The following is a 2,666-nucleotide window of genomic DNA, read 5'->3' as shown; positions in this document are numbered from 1 at the left end:
CGTGATGGCATCACCGTGCACTCAATGATCGAGCAGGTGCTGGTGAATCTGCCAGCCACACTCGAGAAGCGTGTGCTGGTCACCACCGCGGACCGCCCGCAAGTGATTCGCATGGCGCAGGCTTATGGTTGCGAGATTGTGCGAATCGAGACGACCGGCCTGGGCGACAGCATTGCGGCGGGTGTGGCGGCCTGTTCGCACCACGGTGGCTGGCTGATCATGCTGGGGGATATGCCGTTTATCCTGCCGTCGAGCATTGAGCAGGTCGTCGCGGCCATTGCGGATGACACCATCAGCGTGCCGGTGCATGAAGGGCAATATGGGCATCCGGTGGGGTTCGGGCGAAGCTTCGGTCCGGGATTGATGGCGCTGACCGGCGATCAGGGCGCCAAGTCACTGTTTGCGCAGGCGAGGGTGGTCGAGGTGGCGGTGGAGGATCCGGGTGTGTTGTGGGATGTGGACATACCAGAGAGGTTGGTCTTCGCCTGATGCACCGCCATCGCGGTTTTCCTGCGAAGCAACCGACATAAAAAAGCCCCGCCTGGGATCACCAGGCGGGGCTTTTTAGTGGCCGATGGAATCAGGCGAGGGGTTTAGGCTCGTGCTCTTTTTCCAGGGCTTGCTCGTGTTGCTCTACCGCTTCCTGTACGGAGCGCGGTGCTTCGTCGATCACGGATTCAACCGGCTCGGCAGACACTTCAGCGGCCGGGGCAGGGGCTGCCTCGACGACTTCAGCAACAACCGGTGCTGGCTCGGCAGCGGCCGGAGCAGCAGCGGCAGCCAGTTCGGCTTCCTTCTGCAGACGCTCGGCTTCACGCTTGCGACGACGTACTTCACGCGGGTCGTTCGGCGCACGGCCACTTGGAGTCAGAGCGCTGACAGGGGCGGCTTCGACCACGGGTGCAGCTTCGGCAACCACCGGTGCTTCAAGCAGCGGAGCAGGCTCGGCAGCCGCAACCACTGGCTCGGAGACCGTGGCTTCAACCGCTGGGGCTTCAGCAACCGGAGCCTCAGCGACTGGCGCTGGAGCTTCGACAGCAACCGGTGGCTCGGCAACCCAGTTGAACGTGGTTTGTTCTTCACGAACTTCGCGTACCTGTTCAGCCACTGGTGCTTCAACGACAGGTTCTGCAGCAACCACTGGTTCGGCGGCAGCTTCAACTTCAGGCCGCGCTTCACGAGCCGGGGCCACTTCGATTTCCGGAGCGGCGATGACTTCCACCGGCGTGCTCGCTTCAACCACTGGCGCTTCAACCGGAGCGGTTTCCAGAGTGGCAGCAGTAGCGCGTTCGGCTTGCTCGTTKGCTTGTGCTTCAGCAGGTGCGCTGATCACGGTGCTGGCAACGGCTGCGGTAACAGCCAGGCCGGCGGCCAGATCGGCAGCGCTTGGCGCTTCGGCGTTTTCAGTGGATTCGGATTCTTCCGAACCTTCGATCACGTTGCCGTTGGCATCGCGCTGACGCTCACGACGGTTGCTGCGACGACGCTGGCCACGGGAGCGGCGGCGTGGACGATCGCCTTCGGCGACTTCCTGACCATCTTCCTGCAGTTGCTCTTCGTTGGTTGGCAGCTCTTCTTCGGCAGCGGCAGCAGCGGCTTGCTCGGTGCGTGGTTGACGTTCTTCACGCGGTGGGCGTGGAGCGCGCTCTTCGCGTGGCTGACGGGCAGGACGCTCTTCAGCGGTGGCAGCGGCGGCCGGAGCGGCATCCAGAGGCTCGCGCAGTTCACGAACCGGACGTTCTTCACGATCGCCACGTGGCTTGCGATCTTCGCGCGGTGCGCGCGGTGCACGTTCTTCACGAGGGGCACGTGGAGCGCGTTCTTCGCGGGCGACTGCTGGCGTTTCTTCGCGGGCTTCGCGTGGTTGACGCTCTTCGCGTGGCTCACGTGGTGCGCGCTCTTCACGCGGTGCACGTTCCTCACGAGGCTTGCGCTCTTCATCGCGGCGACCGTTACGGTTGCGGCTCTGCTGACGACCGTTGCGACGCTCTTCGTTGCGGGCAGGGCGCTCGGTAGTCGCTGGTTTTTCAACCACGACCGGCGCAACTGGCTCTTCCTTGGTCGCGAACAGGCTGATCAGCGACTTCACCAGGCCCTTGAACAGGCTTGGCTCAGGCGCGGCAACCGGTGCAGCTACTGGGGCGGCGACGACTTCGGTCGGCACCGGAGCATTGGCGCGAGCCGGTGCAGTCTTGACTGCGGCTTCCTGGCGAACCAGGGTGCGGGTCGCGGCGGCTGGCTGGACTTCTTCGACTTCCGCAGCGGCAGCAGCGATCTCGTAGCTGGACTGGTTGATGCTGGCTTCCGGGCTGTCATCACGCAGACGCTGAACTTCGAAGTGCGGCGTTTCGAGGTGATCGTTCGGCAGAATGACGATGCGGGCGCGGGTGCGCAGTTCGATCTTGGTGATCGAGTTGCGTTTTTCGTTGAGCAGGAACGCTGCCACCGGGATCGGCACTTGTGCGCGAACTTCGGCGGTGCGGTCTTTCAGGGCTTCTTCTTCGATCAGGCGCAGGATCGCCAGCGACAGCGATTCAACGTCACGGATGATGCCGGTGCCGTTGCAACGCGGGCAAACGATGCCGCTGCTTTCGCCCAGCGATGGACGCAGGCGCTGACGGGACATTTCCAGCAGGCCGAAGCGCGAGATGCGACCGACTTGCACG

At 63.8% G+C, this 2,666-nt stretch carries 2 protein-coding genes; one reads left to right on the top strand and one right to left on the bottom strand.

Annotated features, from left to right (window positions below; translation table 11 throughout):
- A partial coding sequence (locus tag AC1DLB_RS27125) for a nucleotidyltransferase family protein (RefSeq protein WP_477786015.1) occupies positions 1–489 on the top strand: 489 nt, incomplete at its 5' end.
- A gap of 91 nt (positions 490–580) precedes the next feature.
- Here the strand turns inward: AC1DLB_RS27125 and AC1DLB_RS27120 are convergent.
- The coding region (locus AC1DLB_RS27120) for a ribonuclease E domain-containing protein (RefSeq protein WP_477786014.1) at positions 581–2,666 on the bottom strand (2,086 nt) is incomplete at its 5' end.

It is taken from the genome of Pseudomonas sp. 05N434 (assembly GCF_056396965.1).
Note: the sequence above shows the minus strand (reverse complement) of the source record. Positions and strands in the feature narration are given on the sequence as shown.